Annotated in this window: 19 protein-coding genes; 16 read left to right on the forward strand and 3 right to left on the reverse strand. The window is 50.4% G+C overall.

All coding sequences use genetic code 11. The features are described from left to right. The first annotated feature begins 47 nt into the window (after positions 1–47). The gene (locus MPHASIOC01_RS01830) at positions 48–1,292 is read left to right on the forward strand and encodes an aromatic amino acid transport family protein (RefSeq protein ID WP_064597863.1); all 1,245 of its coding nucleotides are present in this window, start codon (positions 48–50) and stop codon (positions 1,290–1,292) included. Positions 1,293–1,544: 252 nt separating this feature from the next. Beyond that, a complete protein-coding gene (locus MPHASIOC01_RS01835; RefSeq protein ID WP_156519049.1) occupies positions 1,545–2,654 on the forward strand; it encodes a branched-chain amino acid ABC transporter substrate-binding protein in 1,110 nt (369 codons plus the stop codon). Between the two features lie 70 nt (positions 2,655–2,724). On the opposite strand, the gene panM is transcribed toward MPHASIOC01_RS01835, so the two are convergent. After that, positions 2,725–3,111, reverse strand: a complete 387-nt coding sequence (gene panM, locus MPHASIOC01_RS01840; protein WP_353613824.1) for an aspartate 1-decarboxylase autocleavage activator PanM — start codon at positions 3,109–3,111, stop codon at positions 2,725–2,727. Between the two features lie 424 nt (positions 3,112–3,535). Between panM and livK the strand changes: the two genes are divergently transcribed. The 10 genes from livK to ugpQ all read left to right on the forward strand — a co-directional run bounded on the left by livK (position 3,536) and on the right by ugpQ (position 13,731). Beyond that, the gene (livK, locus tag MPHASIOC01_RS01845) at positions 3,536–4,645 is read left to right on the forward strand and encodes a high-affinity branched-chain amino acid ABC transporter substrate-binding protein LivK (RefSeq protein ID WP_353613825.1); all 1,110 of its coding nucleotides are present in this window, start codon (positions 3,536–3,538) and stop codon (positions 4,643–4,645) included. A gap of 62 nt (positions 4,646–4,707) precedes the next feature. After that, entirely contained in the window at positions 4,708–5,634 is a 927-nt protein-coding gene (gene livH / locus MPHASIOC01_RS01850; protein ID WP_064597870.1) for a high-affinity branched-chain amino acid ABC transporter permease LivH, read from the forward strand. Next, positions 5,631–6,905 carry a high-affinity branched-chain amino acid ABC transporter permease LivM gene (locus MPHASIOC01_RS01855; RefSeq protein ID WP_064597871.1) on the forward strand — a complete coding sequence of 425 codons (1,275 nt, stop codon included), beginning with the start codon at positions 5,631–5,633 and terminating at the stop codon, positions 6,903–6,905. Before livH ends, MPHASIOC01_RS01855 begins: the two co-directional genes overlap by 4 nt. Beyond that, positions 6,902–7,669: a high-affinity branched-chain amino acid ABC transporter ATP-binding protein LivG gene (livG, locus tag MPHASIOC01_RS01860; RefSeq protein WP_064597873.1), complete on the forward strand. Its 768-nt coding sequence runs from the start codon at positions 6,902–6,904 to the stop codon at positions 7,667–7,669. Before MPHASIOC01_RS01855 ends, livG begins: the two co-directional genes overlap by 4 nt. A 1-nt stretch (position 7,670) precedes the next feature. Continuing rightward, a complete protein-coding gene (gene livF, locus MPHASIOC01_RS01865) occupies positions 7,671–8,384 on the forward strand; it encodes a high-affinity branched-chain amino acid ABC transporter ATP-binding protein LivF (RefSeq protein ID WP_064597875.1) in 714 nt (237 codons plus the stop codon). Positions 8,385–8,732: 348 nt separating this feature from the next. Next, positions 8,733–10,052, forward strand: coding sequence for a sn-glycerol-3-phosphate ABC transporter substrate-binding protein UgpB (gene ugpB, locus MPHASIOC01_RS01870; RefSeq protein ID WP_064597877.1), 1,320 nt, complete (start codon positions 8,733–8,735; stop codon positions 10,050–10,052). A gap of 140 nt (positions 10,053–10,192) precedes the next feature. After that, complete coding sequence (gene ugpA, locus MPHASIOC01_RS01875; RefSeq protein ID WP_064597880.1) at positions 10,193–11,080, forward strand: sn-glycerol-3-phosphate ABC transporter permease UgpA; 888 nt, start codon at positions 10,193–10,195, stop codon at positions 11,078–11,080. Continuing rightward, positions 11,077–11,922, forward strand: coding sequence for a sn-glycerol-3-phosphate ABC transporter permease UgpE (gene ugpE, locus MPHASIOC01_RS01880; protein ID WP_064597882.1), 846 nt, complete (start codon positions 11,077–11,079; stop codon positions 11,920–11,922). Before ugpA ends, ugpE begins: the two co-directional genes overlap by 4 nt. A 1-nt stretch (position 11,923) precedes the next feature. Continuing rightward, positions 11,924–12,994: a sn-glycerol-3-phosphate import ATP-binding protein UgpC gene (locus tag MPHASIOC01_RS01885; RefSeq protein WP_064597884.1), complete on the forward strand. Its 1,071-nt coding sequence runs from the start codon at positions 11,924–11,926 to the stop codon at positions 12,992–12,994. Beyond that, complete coding sequence (ugpQ, locus tag MPHASIOC01_RS01890; RefSeq protein ID WP_064597886.1) at positions 12,991–13,731, forward strand: glycerophosphodiester phosphodiesterase; 741 nt, start codon at positions 12,991–12,993, stop codon at positions 13,729–13,731. Before MPHASIOC01_RS01885 ends, ugpQ begins: the two co-directional genes overlap by 4 nt. A 15-nt stretch (positions 13,732–13,746) precedes the next feature. On the opposite strand, the gene MPHASIOC01_RS01895 is transcribed toward ugpQ, so the two are convergent. Together MPHASIOC01_RS01895 and MPHASIOC01_RS01900 are read right to left on the reverse strand one after the other, a co-directional pair. Continuing rightward, a complete protein-coding gene (locus MPHASIOC01_RS01895) occupies positions 13,747–14,004 on the reverse strand; it encodes a DUF2756 domain-containing protein (RefSeq protein WP_064597888.1) in 258 nt (85 codons plus the stop codon). Between the two features lie 76 nt (positions 14,005–14,080). After that, positions 14,081–14,578, reverse strand: coding sequence for a GNAT family N-acetyltransferase (locus MPHASIOC01_RS01900; protein ID WP_064597890.1), 498 nt, complete (start codon positions 14,576–14,578; stop codon positions 14,081–14,083). A gap of 418 nt (positions 14,579–14,996) precedes the next feature. Between MPHASIOC01_RS01900 and MPHASIOC01_RS01905 the strand changes: the two genes are divergently transcribed. The 4 genes from MPHASIOC01_RS01905 to gntU all read left to right on the forward strand — a co-directional run bounded on the left by MPHASIOC01_RS01905 (position 14,997) and on the right by gntU (position 18,791). Then, positions 14,997–15,692, forward strand: coding sequence for a pirin family protein (locus MPHASIOC01_RS01905; RefSeq protein ID WP_064597892.1), 696 nt, complete (start codon positions 14,997–14,999; stop codon positions 15,690–15,692). A gap of 94 nt (positions 15,693–15,786) precedes the next feature. Next, a complete protein-coding gene (gene gntR, locus MPHASIOC01_RS01910; protein ID WP_064598072.1) occupies positions 15,787–16,782 on the forward strand; it encodes a gluconate operon transcriptional repressor GntR in 996 nt (331 codons plus the stop codon). An 81-nt stretch (positions 16,783–16,863) separates the two neighbouring features. Next, on the forward strand, positions 16,864–17,454 hold the full coding sequence (gene gntK / locus MPHASIOC01_RS01915; protein WP_369936970.1) for a gluconokinase: 591 nt from the start codon (positions 16,864–16,866) through the stop codon (positions 17,452–17,454). Beyond that, positions 17,451–18,791, forward strand: coding sequence for a gluconate transporter (gntU, locus tag MPHASIOC01_RS01920; protein WP_064597897.1), 1,341 nt, complete (start codon positions 17,451–17,453; stop codon positions 18,789–18,791). Before gntK ends, gntU begins: the two co-directional genes overlap by 4 nt. Positions 18,792–18,813 lie beyond the last annotated feature (22 nt).

Genomic DNA, 18,813 nt, shown 5'->3' on the forward strand with positions numbered 1-18,813 from the left:
ACAACCTGGACCGGTGGGGGATGCCACCGGTTATTTAAGGAAGAACTATGTCTGAGAATACTTCTTTCTCCCGGGCCTGGTCGGCTCGAGAGCGGGTTTCTGCACCCTCCAAACCCTTAAGTTTCCTCGAAGGCGTCGCCATGATTGTTGGGACCAACATCGGCGCAGGCGTCCTGTCCATCGCTTATGCATCCAGCAAAGCTGGATTCCTTTCTCTCTTGTTCTGGCTGGTTATTGTGGGCGTGTTAACCACGATTACTATGCTCTATGTTGCTGAATCTACGTTACGTACTCGTGCCCATCTCCAGCTAAGCGGCCTGGCAAAACGCTATGTCGGTGGCGTGGGTTCCTGGTTGATGTTCCTCTCTGTGTGTGTCAACAGTGTCGGGGCATTAACTGCCTATATGACCGGCAGTGGTAAACTCTTGCATTCCCTGTTAGGGGTATCACCAGCGGTGGGCAGTTTGTGTTTCTTCTTGCCTGCTGCGGGTGTGCTTTGGCTGGGGCTGAAGGCGATAGGTCGTGGTGAAAAGTTTATCAGTGTCGGTATGGTTGTGATGATAACGGTGCTGGTGGCGGCTACGTTCCTGAAAGACACCACTCAAATGCGTTTTCTGTTGGAAGGTGACTGGCGCTATATGGTGCCGGTATTTAACGTGATCGCATTCTGCTTTTCTGCGCAATATATCGTGCCGGAAATGGCCCGTGGGTTCAGCGATAAACCCGCTCAGTTGCCCAAAGCCATTATGGTGGGAATGGGGCTGACATTCGTGTTATTAACGGTGGTGCCACTTTCAGTTATTTCACTAAATGGTCTGGATGCTGTCAGCGATGTTGCCACCATTTCCTGGGGTAAGGCATTGGGGGAATGGGCTTTCTTCTCTGCCAATATCTTTGCGTTATGCGCCATGCTCACTTCGTATTGGGGGTTGGGTGGTAGCTTTCTGACTAATATCTTCGACAAATTTTCACTTGGCAGTGATACCCAGTCACTCCGTCGGTTTGGCGTAATGCTGCTGGTGGTGGTTCCGCCGTTTATTCTGGCGTACAGCGGTATGGTGTCTTTTGTTAATGCACTTTATTTTGCCGGGGTATTCAGTGGCGTTATTTTGTCGATTATGCCGATTCTTATCCTCAAAGGTGCCCGGGAGAAAGGGGATATTACCCCGGCCTGGCAGTGTGCTGATGTGATTACACACCCGGTACTCAAAGGTGTAATTGTTCTGATGTACATACTAAGCGCTCTCTACGCTATCGTTTCGGCATTAGGTTATTTACCCGCAGGTTGGTGATTTTCCACTCTCCCACTTGCTGTGTAGTGCTGGCAAGTGGGCTTTTTGCATCACAAAAGTGTTGCAGTCTGTTGAAAAATGTTATTCCAAATCCACCAAAATAAGGTATGTTCAGGCAGAGTATGCTGCATGGGCACGGGCAGCCTTACCGACAATAAAACAAATGGTGTGACAGGCGCACTTAAGCTGGCCGTTACAAAAAAGTGCCAAATACAACAAACTGCAATCACAACAAGAATGGGGAAACTCAGGATGAATATGAAGGGTAAAGCGTTACTGGCAGGGTGTATTGCTCTGGCGATGAGCGGCGTGGCAGTGGCTAAGGATATTAAAGTCGCTGTTGTGGGTGCCATGTCCGGGCCGGTAGCGCAGTATGGTGACCAGGAGTTTACCGGTGCGCGCCAGGCTATTGCAGATATTAACGCAAAAGGCGGGATTAAAGGCGACAAGCTGGTTGCCGTGGAATACGACGATGCCTGTGACCCGAAACAAGCGGTAGCCGTGGCGAACAAAGTGGTTAACGATGGCATCAAATATGTTATTGGCCACCTGTGTTCTTCTTCAACTCAGCCCGCATCTGATATCTATGAAGATGAAGGTGTGCTGATGATTACGCCTGCTGCAACAGCGCCAGAACTGACTGCTCGTGGTTATAAACTGATTCTGCGTACCACTGGTCTGGATTCTGACCAGGGGCCAACTGCGGTGAAATACATTCTGGACCACGTTAAGCCAAAACGCATTGCGGTGATCCATGACAAACAACAGTACGGTGAAGGTCTGGCCACATCAGTTCGTGATGGCCTGAAAAAAGCCGGGGCCAATGTGGTGTTTTTTGATGGTATCACTGCTGGTGAGAAAGATTTCTCCACATTGGTTGACCGTCTGAAGAAAGAAGACATCGATTTTGTTTACTATGGTGGTTATCACCCGGAAATGGGCCAAATCCTGCGTCAGTCTAAAGCTGCCGGGCTGAAAATTCAGTTTATGGGCCCGGAAGGCGTGGCGAACGTTTCTCTGTCCAATATTGCAGGCCAGGCGGCAGAAGGCATACTGGTTACCAAACCGAAGAACTACGACCAGTTGCCGGCAAACAAACCGATTGTTGCCGCTATCAAAGCCAAAAAACAGGATCCAAGTGGTGCGTTTGTATGGACCACCTACGCTGCTGTTCAGTCTCTGGCTACCGCGCTGGAAAATACCGGTGGTGGCGATACTGAAGCTATGGCTGATTACCTGAAAGCCCACGGTGCAAATACGGTCATGGGGCCGTTGTCATGGGACCAAAAAGGCGACCTGAAAGGCTTTGAATTCGGCGTGTTTACCTGGCATGCCAACGGTACAGCAACAGACGCTAAATAACGGTTGTCAGTAAAAGCGCCCTCTGTGTGAGGGCCTTGTGGGCAGGGGCAGGTTATGCACCTGCCCATTTTTATTCGGGGATGTGCCAGCCGCCTTCACGTTCGGCAAAACCCTGCGCCTGCATGAACGCATTCATTGTTTCGTAGTTTTCCACACCAACATCCGTTACCCACCAGTCGGAAACTTCCGGCAGTGCGTTCAGAACTTCTTCCAGCATATATTTCCCGACACCGCGGCGACGGGTGACATCTCTGACCCGAAACGAATCCATGGTTCCCTGTGTTCCGCTGAGCGTGACCCGTGTTGCACCGAGCAGGCGTTCATTAAAACGCGCGGCGTAGACACGGTTATTGTCATCAACACTCAGTGAGGCTTCGGAATATTCAGGCCAAATTTTTGCAAGATCGATTTTATCCTGTTCACTAAATGTCTCAAGACGAATGATAGTGAGTTTCATAAGCTGCATTTCCTGGAACGAAACAGTGAGTATGTAACGCTATTTTACTGGCAACCTCTCAACATCAAAGCAGAATGCGTTCAGTTGATTCATTTGGTCAATTCTTACTGAGCGGTTTTTAAACCGTGACAATAGAAATAATCCAGTCTATATCTCTGTAATGTGCGTTATTTTGCAACTTTTTATATCAGTATTTTGTGCTGTCGTATATGGTTTTTTTTGTTTATCTCGGCCGTAATACAGAATAAAATCTCCGGTTAATCACCTGAAATATAGAGTATTTGGTGGTGTTTTAAGAAAAAATACCCCTAACTCATTACAGGGACAGGTAAAAATAGCATCGTTTATAAAAATGACAGGTCTGTTTTTAACCATAACAAAACAAAATATTCACACACAACATCACGAATGGGGATTATAAAGGATGAAAATCAACGCGAAGACACTGCTCGCCGGCATGGTTGCGCTGGCGATGTCTCACGCGGCGCTGGCGAAAGAGATAAAAATTGCGGTAATTGGCGCGATGTCCGGGCCAGTGGCGCAATGGGGCGATATGGAATTCAATGGTGCCCGCCAGGCGGTTAAAGATATTAATGCAAAAGGCGGTATTAACGGCGATAAGCTGGTTGCGGTGGAATATGACGATGCCTGTGACCCGAAACAAGCTGTTGCTGTGGCGAATAAAGTGGTTAACGAAGGCATCAAGTATGTCATTGGTCACCTTTGCTCTTCTTCCACCCAGCCTGCATCTGATATTTATGAAGATGAAGGCATTCTGATGATTACTCCCGGGGCAACAAACCCGGAGCTCACGGCGCGTGGCTACCAGACTATCATGCGTACTGCCGGTCTGGATTCCTCTCAGGCGCCAACCGCTGTCAGGTATATTGTCGATAAGGTGAAACCAACACGTATTGCGGTTATCCATGATAAACAACAATACGGTGAAGGCCTGGCAACTTCAGTGCGTGATGGCCTGAAAAAAGCCGGGGCCAATGTGGTTTTCTTTGACGGCATTACCGCTGGTGAGAAAGATTTCTCCACGCTGGTGGCTCGCCTGCAAAAAGAAAATATCGATTTTGTTTACTATGGTGGTTACTACCCGGAAATGGGGCAGATCCTGAGACAGGCAAGGGCATCCGGGCTGACCACGCAGTTTATGGGCCCGGAAGGCGTGGGCAACGCTTCATTGTCTAATATTGCAGGTAAGGCGGCAGAAGGCATGCTGGTGACTATGCCGAAACGCTATGACCAGGCCCCGGCAAACCAGGCGATCGTGGCAGCGCTAAAAGCGGAGAAAAAAGACCCTTCTGGCCCCTATGTCTGGATTACCTATGCCGCCGTACAGTCGCTGGCGAACGCACTGGCTCATGCTGGCAGTGAAGAACCGCTGGAACTGGCAAACTACCTGAAATCACACGGTGCTGACACCGTAATTGGGCCGCTGAATTGGGATGAAAAAGGCGATCTGAAGGGATTCGAATTCGGTGTTTTCCGCTGGCATGCTGATGGTTCGTCCTCCGTGGCGAAGTAAGGCTGACTGTAATCCCACCTTGCAGCTGAATTGCAGCTACAAGGACAGAAAAAGGCTATGTTATGTCTGAGCAGTTTCTCTATTTTTTACAGCAAATGTTTAATGGCGTGACACTGGGCAGCACTTATGCCCTTATCGCTATTGGCTACACAATGGTTTACGGCATTATCGGCATGATCAACTTTGCCCATGGTGAAGTGTATATGATTGGCAGTTATGTCTCGTTCATGATAATCGCCGCTCTGATGATGATGGGTATTGATACCAGCTGGATGTTGATTGGTGCCGGTTTTGTTGGTGCCATTGTCATTGCCAGTGCGTACGGCTGGTCCATTGAAAAAGTGGCGTATAAACCCGTGCGTAACTCCAAGCGACTGATTGCGCTGATTTCCGCTATCGGGATGTCTATCTTCCTGCAAAACTACGTCAGCCTGACTCAGGGGTCTCGTGATGTAGCGTTGCCCAGTCTGATTAACGGGCAATGGATTATAGGTGCTGGCGAGAATTTCTCGGCATCTGTTACCACCATGCAACTGGTGATTTGGGTGGTGACCTTTATTGCGATGCTGGCCTTGTCCTTATTCATTCGTTATTCCCGCATGGGGCGGGCCTGTCGTGCCTGTGCCGAAGATTTGAAAATGGCGAGCCTGCTGGGTATTAACACTGACCGCGTAATTGCACTGACCTTTGTTATTGGTGCTGCGATGGCTGCGGTTGCCGGTGTTCTGCTGGGCCAGTTCTATGGGGTAATTAACCCATTTATTGGCTTTATGGCCGGGATGAAAGCCTTTACCGCTGCGGTTTTAGGTGGAATAGGGAGTATTCCAGGTGCGATGATTGGCGGACTTATCCTTGGAATATCCGAAGCGCTGACGTCCGCTTACCTGAGTACTGAATATAAAGACGTGGTTTCTTTTGCCTTGTTAATCGTGGTGTTGCTGGTTATGCCTACCGGTATCCTTGGCCGCCCGGAGGTAGAAAAAGTATGAAACCAGTTACGTTTTTCTTTGCCATTTTGTCTGCCGCGATTTTCTTTGTGCTGGCGTCGGTCTTTATGGGCGTGCAACTGAATTTGAGTGGAACACGTCTGGTTGTTGGGAGTGCGGCAAATATCCGTTGGGAGTGGATCTATATTGGTACTGGGGTAGTCTTCCTGTTCCAAATCTTACGGCCATTGTTCCAGCAAGCGATGAAAAAGGTTGCCGGTCCACGCCTGACAATGCCTGCCATTGACGGTTCCAGTGCGAAACAGAAGTTGTTGCTTGGTGCCATTCTGGTGATTGCTGTTGTCTGGCCGTTCCTGGTTTCTCGCGGTACGGTGGACATTGCCACCATGACCATGATTTATATCATTCTCGGTCTGGGGTTGAACGTGGTGGTTGGTCTGTCTGGTCTGTTGGTTCTGGGTTATGGCGGCTTTTATGCTATTGGTGCCTACACCTTCGCATTGCTGAGCCACTACTACGGTTTAGGTTTCTGGGTTTGCCTGCCGTTATCTGGCCTGGTCGCCGCACTGTCGGGTTTCCTGTTAGGCTTCCCGGTTCTGCGCCTGCGTGGGGATTATCTGGCTATCGTCACCCTGGGGTTCGGTGAAATTGTGCGTATCCTGTTACTGAACAATACCTCAATCACTGGTGGACCAAATGGGATAAGCCAGATTCCCAAGCCGACACTGTTTGGCCTGGAGTTCAACCGCTCTCCACGCGAAGGCGGCTGGGATACGTTCAGCCACTTCTTTCATGTGAAATATGATCCCAGTGATCGCATTATTTTCCTCTACCTGGTCGCTTTACTGTTAGTGGTACTGACGGTATTCATTATTAACCGCCTGTTACGTATGCCACTTGGGCGTGCATGGGAAGCGCTGCGTGATGATGAAATTGCCTGCCGTTCTTTGGGCCTGAGCCCAACACGTATCAAACTGACAGCATTCACTATTAGTGCTGCTTTTGCCGGGTTTGCTGGCACGCTGTTCGCTGCCCGTCAGGGGTTTATCAGCCCGGAATCTTTCACTTTTGCTGAGTCAGCCTTTGTACTGGCGATTGTGGTGCTGGGTGGAATGGGCTCGCAACTCGCCGTTATTCTGGCAGCCATTTTGCTGGTTGTGTCTCGCGAACTGATGCGTGATTTCAATGAATACAGCATGTTAATGCTTGGTGCGCTAATGGTCCTGATGATGATCTGGCGCCCGCAGGGGTTATTACCTGTGACCCGTGCTCAGGTTAAATTGAAAAAGCGCAGTGAAGGAGAGCAGGCATGAGTCAGCCATTATTATCTGTCAGCGGCCTGATGATGCGTTTTGGCGGCTTGCTGGCGGTTAACGATGTTTCCCTGGAATTACATCCCCAGGAAATTGTTTCTTTGATTGGCCCTAACGGGGCAGGGAAAACCACGGTATTTAACTGCCTGACTGGTTTTTATCGCCCAACGGGTGGGCAGATCTTATTACGGGATAAACACCTGGAAGGCCTGCCAGGCCAGGAAATCGCCCGGCTGGGTGTGGTGCGTACTTTTCAGCATGTTCGCCTGTTCCGTGAAATGACGGTGATTGAAAACTTGTTGGTGGCACAACACCAGCACATGAAAAGTGGCTTGTTTTCCGGATTGTTGAAAACACCAGCATTCCGTAAATCGGAAAGTGCGGCACTGGACCGCGCTGCCGCCTGGCTTGAACGCATTGGCTTGCTGGAGCATGCGAACCGTCTTGCGGGTAACCTGGCCTACGGCCAGCAGCGCCGCCTGGAAATTGCCCGGTGCATGGTTACTCAACCAGAAATTTTGATGCTGGATGAACCCGCTGCAGGTCTTAACCCCAATGAAACCCATGAACTCGATGAGTTGATTATGGAGTTACGTAACCACCACAACACCACGGTATTGCTGATAGAACATGATATGAAACTGGTAATGGGTATTTCTGATCGTATCTATGTAGTAAACCAGGGTACCCCGCTGGCTAATGGTACACCAGAGCAGATTCGTAATAACCCGGATGTGATTCGGGCCTACCTGGGAGAAGCATAATATGGGCAATGTAATGTTATCTTTCGACCAGGTCAGTGCGCACTATGGGAAAATTCAGGCGCTGCATGAAGTCTCTTTGCACATCAACCAGGGGGAGATAGTTACCCTGATTGGGGCAAATGGCGCAGGGAAAACCACGTTGCTGGGAACCTTGTGTGGCGATCCGCGAGCCACTCAGGGAACCATTACCTTTGATGGTAAAGATATTACCCACTGGCATACCGCGAAAATCATGCGTGAAGCGGTGGCGATTGTACCGGAAGGGCGCCGGGTTTTTTCCCGCATGACGGTAGAAGAAAACCTGGCAATGGGTGGCTTCTTTGCGGACCGGCAACAGTACCAGGAACGTATTGAGCGGGTTTATGACCTGTTTCCTCGCCTGAAAGAGCGCCGTATCCAGCGTGCCGGAACCATGTCTGGTGGTGAACAACAGATGCTGGCCATTGGCCGGGCATTGATGAGCCAGCCTCGTTTATTGTTGCTTGATGAACCGTCTCTGGGCCTCGCACCTATCATAATTCTGCAAATCTTCGATACCATTGAGCAGTTGCGTGAAGAAGGCATGACAATCTTCCTGGTAGAACAAAACGCTAATCAGGCGCTGAAACTGGCCGACCGTGGTTATGTTCTGGAAAACGGCCATGTGGTGCTGGAAGACTCCGGGGATGCTCTGTTGGCAAATGAAGCAGTGCGTAGCGCTTATTTGGGCGGCTAACATTTTTTTCTTGTTTGTCAGCACAGAACGAGAGTATGTCATCCAATAAAAAACCTGGAAAATCAAGTCATTGATTTTCGCCCGCTAACTAAAAAGAAGGGAAAACCACGCTTTTCCCTTCTTTTTCATCACGCTGAGGGGGGCCATTCTGGCCCCTTTTCATTTTCTCTCTTGTTTTACATGTCCTTTCACTAAAGTGTCTTGTTACTGAAATCCCGTTATCACTCGTTCGTCATAATTACGTCACGTAAAAGTTATTTTTCTGTCATATGGGCATGTCATGTTACTTCGCGAGCAAAAAACGCGTGATATCGCGCATTTCCCCATGGACACAAGAGAGATAACGGCATGAACGCTTTGCTACGACACACAGCTTTGGGCATTACGCTTGGTCTGGCTTTCAGCACCCAGGCGATGGCCGTCACAACTATTCAGTTTTGGCATTCCATGGAAGGTCAGTTGGGTAAAGAAGTGGATTCGTTAGCCCAGCGCTTTAACCAGACCCATCCGGATTACAAAATTGAGCCGGTGTATAAAGGCAACTACGAACAAAGCCTGGCAGCCGGGATTGCCGCATTCCGCACGGGAAATGCACCCGCCATTTTGCAGGTATATGAAGTGGGCACGGCAACCATGATGGCCTCTAAAGCTATCAAGCCGGTTTACCAGGTATTTAAAGAAGCTGGTATTCCCTATGATGAATCACAATTTGTGCCGACCGTTTCGGGTTACTACTCCGACTCAAAAACCGGGCACCTGTTGTCCCAGCCTTTTAACAGCTCCACACCAGTGCTGTATTACAACAAAGACGCCTTTAAAAAAGCAGGCCTGAACCCGGATCAGCCGCCAAAAACCTGGCAGGAACTGGCAATAGACGCAGAGAAAGTTCGTGCGGCAGGTATGCAGTGTGGGTACGCCAGTGGCTGGCAGGGTTGGATCCAACTGGAAAACTTCAGTGCCTGGCACGGCCTGCCGTTTGCCACTGAAAACAATGGTTTTGATGGCACTGATGCCAAACTGGAATTTAACCAGCCAGTGCAGGTGCGCCATATTGCCATGCTGGAAGAGATGCACAAGAAAGGGACATTTAGCTATTTTGGCCGCAAAGACGAGTCAACAGAGAAGTTCTATAACGGTGACTGCGCTATGACCACGGCATCTTCCGGCTCGCTGGCTGATATTCGCCACTATGCGAAGTTTAATTACGGTGTGGGCATGATGCCATACGACGATACCGTGCCAAATGCACCGCAAAACGCCATTATCGGTGGTGCCAGCTTATGGGTGATGCAGGGTAAAGACAAGGCGACCTATAAAGGTGTGGCTGAGTTTATGAAGTTCCTGATGAAGCCAGAAATTGCCGCTGAATGGCACCAGAAAACGGGCTACCTGCCGATTACTAAAGCCGCTTATGAGCTGACACGCAAAGATGGCTTCTACGACAAAAACCCAGGGGCTGATATTGCCACGCGCCAGATGCTGAACAAGCCGCCATTGCCGTTCACCAAAGGGTTACGTCTGGGCAATATGCCACAGATTCGTACCGTTATTGATGAAGAGCTGGAAAGTGTCTGGACAGGTAAGAAAACGCCTAAACAGGCGCTGGATGCTGCCGTTGAACGTGGTAACCAGTTACTGCGCCGCTTTGAACAGTCTACGAAGTCCTGATTGCCCTGAAAACTGGCGCGCATAGTCGTGCCAGTTTTTCTCCCGGTGCAGTGAAGCTGCCCGGGAGTGGGATATGCGGCCTGTTTACTCTTTCACTGCCCGGATGGCAGTGAAGCATATTATCCTTGCCAGGTAATGCTATGTCATCATCACGCCCGGTTTTTCGCACTTCGTGGTTACCTTATGTACTGGTACTGCCACAAGTGGTTATCACCATTATTTTTTTCATCTGGCCTGCCGGTGAAGCTTTGTGGTATTCGGTCCAGAACGTCGACCCTTTCGGTTTATCCAGCACTTTTGCCGGGATGAGCAACTTCATTCAACTGGCACACGACAGTTATTACCTTGATGCTTTCTGGACCACTATCAAGTTCAGTGCCCTGGTGACTGGCTGTGGGCTGGTTATCTCTTTGTTTTTCGCAGCCCTGGTGAATCATGTTGTGAGGGGAAGCCGCCTCTACCAAACCCTGTTATTACTGCCTTATGCCGTTGCACCTGCAATTGCGGCTGTGTTGTGGATCTTCCTGTTCAACCCGGGGCGCGGGTTGTTGGTATGGGCGCTGGAACAACTGGGGTACCACTGGAATCATGCACAAAATAGTGGGCAGGCTATGTTTTTGGTGGTATTTGCCTCTGTCTGGCAACAAATAAGTTATAACTTCTTGTTTTTCTTCGCCGCACTTCAGTCTATTCCCCGTTCCCTGATGGAAGCTGCCGCCATTGATGGCGCCGGGCCTGTCAGGCGTTTTTTCCGAGTGTCACTGCCACTGATTACTCCGGTCAGTTTTTTCCTGTTGGTGGTTAACATTGTTTATGCCTTTTTTGACACATTCCCGGTGATTGACGCAGCAACAGGCGGTGGGCCGGTTCAGGCCACGACGACGCTGATTTACAAAATCTATCGGGAAGGCTTTGCCGGGCTGGATTTATCGGCTTCTGCCGCGCAGTCCGTGGTACTTATGGTACTGGTCATTATTCTGACGGTGATTCAGTTCCGCTACGTGGAAAACAAGGTGCGTTACCAATGATAGAGAACCGACGCGGGCTGGATATTTTCAGCCATATTATGCTGATGGCGGGAATCGTCGTTATTTTATTCCCACTGTATGTTGCATTTGTGGCCGCCACACTCGACAACAAAGCGGTGTTCAATACCCCAATGACCCTGTTACCTGGCGGACATTTGTGGGAAAACCTGTCGCTTATTTGGCACCAGGGCGTGGGGGGCAACACTGCGCCATTTGGGGTGTTATTACTGAATAGTTTTGTGATGGCACTGGGCATTACTGTGGGCAAAATCTCGGTGTCCATGCTTTCCGCTTTCGCCATTGTCTGGTTTCGTTTCCCACTGCGTAACCTGTGCTTCTGGATGATCTTTATCACGCTGATGTTACCGGTGGAAGTGCGTATTTTCCCTACCGTTGAAGTGATTGCCAACCTGAAAATGCTCGACAGCTACACCGGGCTGACACTGCCATTGATGGCCTCTGCGACGGCAACATTTCTGTTTCGCCAGTTTTTTATGACATTACCGGACGAGTTGCTGGAAGCGGCACGCATTGATGGTGCTTCTCCGCTGCGCTTTTTCCGCGACATCGTATTACCGCTTTCGCGCACTAACCTGGCTGCACTGTTCGTTATCACCTTTATTTATGGCTGGAACCAGTATCTGTGGCCGATTTTGATTACCAGTAAAGCGGATATGGGCACTGCTGTGGCCGGCATTAAAAGCATGATTTCAACCGGCGATGGAACCACCCAGTGGAATCAGGTGATGGCGGCGATGTTACTGACACTGGCACCGCCTTTAGTGGTGGTACTGGTGATGCAAAGAGCGTTTGTTCGTGGTCTGGTGGATAGTGAGAAATAACATGTCAGGATTAAAACTACAGGCCGTCAGCAAAAGCTGGGACGGCAAAACGCAGGTTATCCGGCCCTTGACGCTGGATGTCGCAGACGGCGAATTTATTGTGATGGTTGGCCCTTCTGGTTGTGGTAAATCCACTTTGTTACGCATGGTGGCTGGTCTTGAAAGGGTGACCAGCGGCGATATCTGGATTGACCGCCAGCGTGTGACAGAACTGGAACCCAGTGAGCGTGGTATTGCTATGGTGTTCCAGAATTATGCGCTTTACCCGCACATGACAGTGGAAGAGAACATGGCATGGGGCCTGAAAATACGTGGCATGGGTAAACAACATATTGCCCATAAAGTGCAGGAAGCAGCACGGATTCTGGAGTTGGATACGTTGTTAAAACGGCGCCCGCGTGAGCTGTCTGGCGGGCAACGCCAGCGGGTTGCCATGGGACGGGCAATTGTGCGCGATCCGGCGGTCTTTTTGTTCGATGAACCCCTTTCTAACCTGGATGCCAAGTTACGGGTGCAGATGCGTCTTGAACTTCAGCAATTACACCGACGGTTAAATACCACCAGTTTGTATGTGACCCATGACCAGGTTGAAGCAATGACCCTTGCACAGCGGGTGATGGTGCTCAATAAAGGCATTGCTGAGCAAATCGGCACGCCAGTAGAGGTCTATGAAAAACCGGCCAGCCGCTTTGTCGCCAGTTTTATTGGCTCACCAGCCATGAACCTGCTGGAAGGGCAGGTCAGCAACGATGGATACCGTTTTGAGTTACCGGGAGGCATGGCTGTTCCTGTAGGTCGCAACCTGGCCTCACTTGCAGGTAAACCGCTGACACTGGGTATTCGCCCTGAGCATATTGCGTTAAGCTCTCAGGCTGAAGGTGGTCTGCCATTAGTCATGGATACGCTGGAAATGCTGGGCGCTGATAACCTGGCTCACGGGCGCTGGGGGGAGCAAAAAATGATAATCCGCCTGGATCACCAAAACCGGCCGCAGCGAGGTTCTATGTTGTGGCTACACCTGCCGGAAGACCGGCTGCATTTCTTTGATGGCGAAACAGGACAACGGTTATGAGTCACTGGCCTTATCCCCGCATTGTCGCACACCGTGGTGGGGGAAAACTGGCTCCAGAAAATACACTGGCGGCGATTGATTTGGGCATTGCTCACGGGTTCAAAATGTTTGAGTGTGATGCCAAGTTGTCTCACGACAGTGAAATTTTCCTGCTGCATGACGACACACTTGAGCGCACCAGTAACGCCTGGGGGGTTGCCGGGGAGATGAACTGGGATGTACTGAGTAAGGTTGATGCCGGGAGCTGGTTTGGTAAAGCATTTGCCGGAGAACCGCTGGCTCGTCTGAGTGACGTCGCGGAGCGTTGCCGCCAGCACTCTGTGATGGTTAATATCGAAATAAAACCGACCACTGGAGTGGAAACCCGGACAGGTAAAGAGGTTGCTTTGGCGGTACAACAACTGTGGTCGGGTATGGCGACACCGTTGCTTTCCTCATTCTCTGTTGAAGCGCTGGCTGCGGCTCAGCTTGCCGCACCGGAATTACCACGCGGGTTATTACTGGATGAATGGGAAGATAACTGGCAGGAACTGACTTCTCGCCTCGGATGTGTTTCCATTCACCTCAACCATAAATTGTTAAATAAAGAACGTGTTACCGCCCTGAAAGCCGCCGGGTTGCGTATTCTTGTTTACACTGTAAACCGCCCGGAACGTGCCAAAACCCTGATGCAATGGGGTGTGGATTGCATCTGTACCGATAACCTGGAACAAATTGGCCCAGGCTTTGGAGCCTGAGCCAGGTAATACAAATTAACGCGGTTGTTGCTGGGTGCGTTGCTGCGCTCCGTTTAATTGCTGGCGCAGTTTTTGTTGCTGCTGTTGCTGCTGGGCTGTTGCAGCCTGGTTTAACTGGCTTTTCTGCAGCATCTGCTGGGTACGCATTTCTTGTTGTACCCGTTGCTGGCTGGGGTTCACATACCCCGGCTGGTTAGGGTTATTTGTGGTGTTCAGCGGAACTGCCATTGCAGTAACAGGCAACAACAGCGCCAGAATCAGATAGCGTTTCATGGTGATTTCTCCTGAAAACAGACTATAAGTTTATCCTTTTCCTGGCCCGGACGCTGGTTTTTCCGTGTTATCTCAACTATGCCGGTTTATTGCGTGCCATGAATAATGCGTCAACATAAATGCCGTTACGCAACCCGAAGTTTTTCGCCCGGCCTTCCTGTTCAAACCCCACTCTTTGGTAGGCCCGAATAGCTGGCTGGTTATCGGCAAATACTGTCAATTCGATACGGGTGACACGCAGCCAGTTATCGCATAACCCTACGGCTTCCTGCATCAGTGCTCTGCCAATACCTTGCTGGCGAAAGCCGGGGTCAACGCACAGCCCTAATGTAGCGACATGGCTGCGCCGTGGGTTGGGGTTTACAGTGAGCCCCATATGCCCCACAACCTGGTTATCGACCAGGGCCACCAGGTGCCTTTGCCCCGGCTGAGGGTGGGTAATGCGCTCCAGCCAGTAAGCTGTGGAGGGGTGAGGAAGCTGAAGCAGGTTTTCATACACCTCTGGTTGGCGGTAAATGCCCAGTAATGCTGCTACGTCAGTGGGTTCAGCCTGGCGTATTTCTGGCCCGTTCATCTTGTTCCTCTCCATTGTTAGTTGATTTTCGTTAGCATTATTGTGATTTCCTGTGAGGTCAACTGCCATTTTTTGCAAAAAAAACTGGACAGATGCAAATGATAATGATTATTATTGCGTTGCATTCAGGGGACACCTCGATGAAACCTGAAGCACGACATTGCTCACATTGCTTCCAGTATTACTTTAGCCAGCCGGGTGCTGGCTTTTTTTTATCCTGTTTTCACCTTCCGACCGTTTTTCACTGCTTCAGCAAAATTGATGACACTCAGCGATCCTGACGCCATTTATAACGGCTATCATCATGCCTCAAAGGGATTGTATTATTCATTTTTTTTGAACAGAGGCGTCAATTTTCACCCTCTATCTTCCCCGGCGGTTGCCCCCTAAACTGAATGCAACTGATGAGGAGGGCAACATGATCTATTTACGTAAAGCACAGGACCGTGGGCATGCAAACCATGGTTGGCTGGATTCCTGGCACACATTTTCGTTCGCAAATTACTACGATCCTGATTTTATGGGGTTCTCTGCTTTGCGGGTGATTAACGAAGACGTTATCGATGAAGGCCAGGGCTTTGGTACCCATCCCCACAAAGATATGGAAATTCTGACCTATGTCCTGGAAGGTGCAGTTGAACACCAGGACAGTATGGGCAACAAAGAACAAGTACCGGCAGGTGAGTTCCAGATTATGAGTGCGGGTACCGGTATTCGCCATTCTGAATACAACCCGAGTGCGACTGAAGCGCTGCGTTTGTACCAGATTTGGATTATTCCGGAAGTAACGGGAATTACTCCACGTTACGAGCAGCGCCGCTTTGATGCCGCTCAGGGCCGCCAGTTGGTGTTATCGCCGGATGCCCGTGACGGGTCGTTGAAAGTGTACCAGGATATGGAACTATGGCGCTGGGCGCTGGTGAAAGATGAGCAATCCGTGTTTCAGATTGCCGCTGACCGCCGTATCTGGATTCAGGTTGTAAAAGGTGAAGTCTCTATTAATGGCACTAAAGCGGTAACCAGTGACGGGCTGGCAATTTGGGATGAACAGGCACTTTCTGTTCATGCCAGCGAAGGCAGTGAAATTCTGTTGTTCGATTTGCCGCCAGTCTGAATCTGATTCGTGTTTTTTGGCCCGCCCTGTTTACGCAAGGCGGGCCTTTTTCATGGTAAACTTTACTGTCAATAACAAATTGTGTGCACAGGACATGAAAAAGAAAAGACCGGTACTACAGGATGTGGCAGATAAAGTCGGCGTGACCAAAATGACGGTCAGCCGTTTTTTACGCAACCCGGAACAGGTTTCTGCAGCGTTACGCGTCAAAATTGCCGCAGCGCTGGATGAACTGGGGTATATACCCAACCGGGCACCGGATATCCTTTCGAATTCAACCAGCCGTGCCATTGGTGTGATGCTGCCTTCATTAACCAACCAGGTGTTTGCGGAAGTCTTACGCGGTATCGAAAGTGTGATTGATGCCCATGGCTACCAAACGATGCTGGCACACTATGGGTATAAAGCCGAACTGGAAGAGGAACGCCTGGAATCCATGCTGTCGTGGAATATTGACGGCCTGATTCTGACTGAGCGCACACACACTCCACGTACACTGAAAATGATTGAAGTGGCTGGCATTCCTGTGGTGGAAATGATGGACAGCATCAGTCCTTGTCTCGATATCGCAGTAGGGTTTGATAACTTTGAAGCAGCGCGCCAGATGACGGCGGCGATTATTCAGCGCGGTCATCAACATGTGGCTTACCTCGGGGCAAGGCTTGATGAACGTACTTTAATGAAGCAGCGTGGTTATGAGCAGGCCATGCAGGATGCCGGCCTGGTGCCTTACTGCGTCATGGTTGAGCAATCTTCTTCGTATTCCACCGGGAGTGAGTTATTGCGCCAGGCGCGGCGCGAATACCCGAAGCTGGACAGTATTTTTTGTACTAACGATGACCTGGCAGTAGGGGCGGCATTTGAATGCCAGCGCCTTGGCCTGCGTATTCCTGAAGATATGGCTATTGCTGGTTTTCACGGTCATGATATTGGCCAGGTGATGGAACCACGTCTGGCCAGTGTGCTAACTCCGCGTGAACGCATGGGACGGATTGGTGCCGAGCGCCTGTTAGCTCGAATTCGTGGCGAAATAGTGTCGCCAAGGATGCTGGATCTGGGCTTTACCTTATCTCCTGGTGGATCAATCTGAAAAAATCAATATTTGATGTAGCTCACACTTATTAGCTTTCACTGATTGTGGTTATTGCTTATTGAGCAGCCAGAGCTGAAAATGTTACCGATAACAGTTACCCGTAACATTTTAGTCTGTGCCAGTCGGAGTTACGCTATGAGCACTATTGATCCTGAAAACCGTGTCTATGTCCTGATGGGCGTTTCTGGCAGTGGTAAATCCGCCGTTGCCAGTGAAGTTGCCCATAAATTGCAGGCTGCCTTTCTTGATGGCGACTTTCTGCATCCACGCCGCAATATCCTGAAAATGGCCTCTGGCGAGCCATTGAATGACGATGACCGTACCCCATGGTTGCAAGCGCTTAATGACGCAGCTTTCGCAATGCAGCGAACCAATGCTGTTTCACTGATTGTTTGTTCTGCTCTGAAAAAACGCTACCGCGATATTTTGCGCGAAGGTAACCCAAACCTGGCGTTTATTTACCTCAAAGGGGATTACCAACTGATCGAAAGTCGTTTAAAAGCGCGCAAAGGTCATTTCTTCAAACCCCAAATGCTGGTGACTCAATTCGAAGCTCTGGAAGAGCCTCATGCCGAAGAACGCGATGTGCTGGTGGTTGATATCGATCAGCCACTGGATGGAGTAGTAGCCAGCACAATTGCACAAATCAATAAAGGCAGTGCCAAGTGAGTACATTAACACTCGTTTTAACCGCGGTGGGCGCGGTTCTTTTGCTTTTGTTCCTGGTTATGAAAGCGCGTATGCACGCGTTTTTGGCATTGATGGTTGTGTCTGTGGGCGCTGGCCTGTGTTCGGGTATGCCGCTGGATAAAATTGCGGCTACCATGGAGAAAGGGATGGGCGGTACCCTCGGGTTCCTGGCGGTTGTCGTTGCGCTGGGTGCGATGTTTGGGAAAATTTTGTTTGAAACCGGTGCGGTTGACCAGATTGCCGTCAAGATGTTGAAGTCGTTTGGTCATAACCGTGCGCATTTTGCTATCGGCCTGGCGGGCCTGGTGTGTGCGTTACCCCTCTTTTTTGAAGTCGCTATTGTTTTGTTAATCAGTGTGGCGTTTTCTATGGCACGCCATACTGGCACTAACCTGGTGAAGCTGGTTATTCCACTGTTCGCTGGTGTGGCTGCCGCTGCGGCATTTCTGGTGCCGGGGCCTGCGCCTATGCTGCTGGCGTCCCAGATGCATGCTGATTTTGGCTGGATGATCCTGATTGGCTTGTGTGCAGCTGTTCCGGGGATGCTGATCGCCGGGCCACTTTGGGGTAACTTCATCAGCCGTTATGTTGAGTTGAAAGTGCCCGATGATGTCTCTGAGCCACACCTGGGGGAAGGTAAACTGCCCTCCTTTGGTTTCAGTCTGGCTTTGATTCTGTTACCGCTGGTGCTGGTAGGCCTGAAAACCATTGCCGCACATTTTGTGGCGCAGGGGTCAACTGCCTATGAGTGGTTCGAATTTATTGGTCATCCGTTCACCGCGATTCTGGTTGCGTGCCTGGTTGCCATTTATGGCCTGGCTGTACGCCAGGGGATGCCGAAAGAGAAGGTTATGGATATCTGTGGCCAGGCCCTGCAGCCTGCCGGGATTATCCTGCTGGTTATTGGTGCCGGTGGTGTGTTTAAACAGGTACTGGTGGATTCAGGCGTTGGCCCGGCTCTGGGTGAAGCGCTGACCGGGATGGGGCTGCCCATTGCGGTAACCTGTTTTATTCTGGCAGCAGCAGTGCGTATTATCCAGGGCTCCGCGACAGTTGCCTGCCTGACAACAGTCGGCCTGGTAATGCCGGTTATCGGTCAGTTGAATTTTTCTGGAGCACAACTGGCCGCCCTGTCGATTTGTATTGCGGGTGGATCTATTGTGGTCAGTCATGTAAACGACGCAGGCTTCTGGTTATTTGGCCGGTTTACCGGTGCATCTGAAGCGCAAACCCTGAAAACCTGGACCATGATGGAAACCATTCTGGGAACCACTGGCGCGATTGTTGGTGCCATTGCTTTTACTTTGCTGTCGTAACGTGGTGCGCGGTATGGTTGTC

Source organism: Mangrovibacter phragmitis (assembly GCF_040429585.1).
GTDB classification, from domain to species: domain Bacteria; phylum Pseudomonadota; class Gammaproteobacteria; order Enterobacterales; family Enterobacteriaceae; genus Mangrovibacter; species Mangrovibacter phragmitis.